Below are 2,500 nucleotides of genomic sequence, written 5' to 3'. Positions count from 1 at the left end.
TTACTGATCCTAACCAAACTGCGAATACCATGGAGTACTGTTCAGCAGACACACGGCGGGTGCTAACGTCCGTCGTGAAGAGGGCAACAACCCTGACCTCCAGCTAAGGTCCCCAAGTCATGGCTAAGTGGGAAAGGATGTGAGGATCCCAAAACAACCAGGATGTTGGCTTAGAAGCAGCCATCATTTAAAGAAAGCGTAACAGCTCACTGGTCTAAATAAGGGTCTTTGCGCCGAAAATGTAACGGGGCTCAAGCCATGCACCGAAGCTGAGGATGTGGATTTATCCACGTGGTAGCGGAGCGTTCCGTAGGCCGATGAAGGAAGACCCGTGAGGGCTTCTGGAGGTATCGGAAGTGCGAATGTTGACATGAGTAACGATAAAGGGAGTGAGAGACTCCCTCGCCGAAAGACCAAGGGTTCCTGCTTAAAGTTAATCTGAGCAGGGTTAGCCGGCCCCTAAGACGAGGCAGACATGCGTAGTCGATGGGAACCACGTTAATATTCGTGGGCCAGGCGGTGGTGACGGATTGCACAAATCGTACATTCTTATTGGATTGAGTGTGCGGTGGAGCGGTTCCAGGAAATAGCCCCGCCAAGAGACCGTACCCGAAACCGACACAGGTGGTCAGGTAGAGTATACCAAGGCGCTTGAGAGAACTGCGTTGAAGGAACTCGGCAAATTGCACGCGTAACTTCGGAAGAAGCGTGACCCTTTAGCGGGCAACCGTTGGAGGGTGGCACAGACCAGGGGGTAGCGACTGTTTACCAAAAACACAGGGCTCTGCGAAGTCGCAAGACGACGTATAGGGTCTGACGCCTGCCCGGTGCTGGAAGGTTAAGAGGAGAGGTGCAAGCTTTGAATCGAAGCCCCAGTAAACGGCGGCCGTAACTATAACGGTCCTAAGGTAGCGAAATTCCTTGTCGGGTAAGTTCCGACCTGCACGAATGGCGTAACGACTTCCCCGCTGTCTCCAACGCAGACTCAGTGAAATTGAATTCCCCGTGAAGATGCGGGGTTCCTGCGGTCAGACGGAAAGACCCCGTGCACCTTTACTATAGCTTTACACTGGCATTTACCAAGACATGTGTAGGATAGGTGGTAGGCTTTGAAGCGTGGACGCCAGTTTGCGTGGAGCCATCCTTGAAATACCACCCTTATCTTTGTGGATGTCTAACCGCGATCCGTTATCCGGATCCGGGACAGTGTATGGTGGGTAGTTTGACTGGGGCGGTCGCCTCCTAAAGAGTAACGGAGGCGCGCGATGGTGGGCTCAGACCGGTCGGAAATCGGTCGTCGAGTGCAATGGCATAAGCCCGCCTGACTGCGAGACTGACAAGTCGAGCAGAGACGAAAGTCGGTCATAGTGATCCGGTGGTCCCGTGTGGAAGGGCCATCGCTCAACGGATAAAAGGTACGCCGGGGATAACAGGCTGATGACCCCCAAGAGTCCATATCGACGGGGTTGTTTGGCACCTCGATGTCGGCTCATCGCATCCTGGGGCTGGAGCAGGTCCCAAGGGTTTGGCTGTTCGCCAATTAAAGCGGTACGTGAGCTGGGTTCAGAACGTCGTGAGACAGTTCGGTCCCTATCTGCCGTGGGTGTAGGAATATTGACAGGATCTGTCCCTAGTACGAGAGGACCGGGATGGACGTATCTCTGGTGGACCTGTTGTGGCGCCAGCCGCATAGCAGGGTAGCTATATACGGAAGGGATAACCGCTGAAGGCATCTAAGCGGGAAACCCACCTGGAAACGAGTATTCCCTATCAGAGCCGTGGAAGACGACCACGTTGATAGGCCGGGTGTGGAAGTGCGGCAACGCATGAAGCTTACCGGTACTAATAGCTCGATCGGCTTGATCGTTCTCATTGTTTATGTTCATCAGCTTCGCTGATGGACATGATCTACTTTGTCCTGACGCTGTCGTGGCCTTTGGCCACTGCGCTCCGGACGGGCCGCTTCGCGACGCAGGCAAGCTGCTACGGGGACGTTCCCCGATAGTCACTGCCCCTGCTGACAAGCAAAGCGCAAACACAACAACCAGCTTCTCGAAAATATGCTGCACTTGGCCGACCTGGTGGTTATGGCGGGGTCCTTAGCACCCGTTCCCATTCCGAACACGGCCGTGAAATGCCCCAGCGCCGATGGTACTCTGTCTTAAGACACGGGAGAGTAGGTCGCTGCCAGGTCTGCCAAGTGCAGCTTAAGTCTTCTCATTCATGCTGAAAACAGCGGCGACTGCCGACAATAAGCCGCCCTCATCGGCGGCTTTCGTCGTTCAAGCCGAAACAAATATATAATGCGGGCGAAAGCAGCCCACGTCGACCCAAAGGCCAAACCCGAAGGACCGACAAACAAACAAAACCGGGCCGGAAACAAACCATCCGTTTCCGCCTTAGCCCCGGTGCTCGAACAATAACGCGGGGTGGAGCAGCCCGGTAGCTCGTCAGGCTCATAACCTGAAGGCCGCAGGTTCAAATCCTGCCCCCGCAACCA

The 2,500-nt window shown here is 54.9% G+C and carries 1 tRNA gene and 2 rRNA genes (1 of these 3 cut by a window edge); all 3 read left to right on the top strand.

From position 1 onward, the window contains the following. Positions 1-1,867, top strand: a 23S ribosomal RNA gene (locus tag FJU08_RS22460) (it extends 931 nt beyond the left edge of the window). Positions 1,868-2,077: 210 nt separating this feature from the next. Then, positions 2,078-2,193, top strand: a 5S ribosomal RNA gene (gene rrf / locus FJU08_RS22455). 230 nt (positions 2,194-2,423) lie between these two features. Next, a tRNA-Met gene (locus tag FJU08_RS22450) sits at positions 2,424-2,500 on the top strand.

The organism is Martelella alba (assembly GCF_006516955.1).
Taxonomy (GTDB): Bacteria; Pseudomonadota; Alphaproteobacteria; order Rhizobiales; family Rhizobiaceae; genus Martelella; species Martelella alba.
Note: the sequence above shows the minus strand (reverse complement) of the source record. Positions and strands in the feature narration are given on the sequence as shown.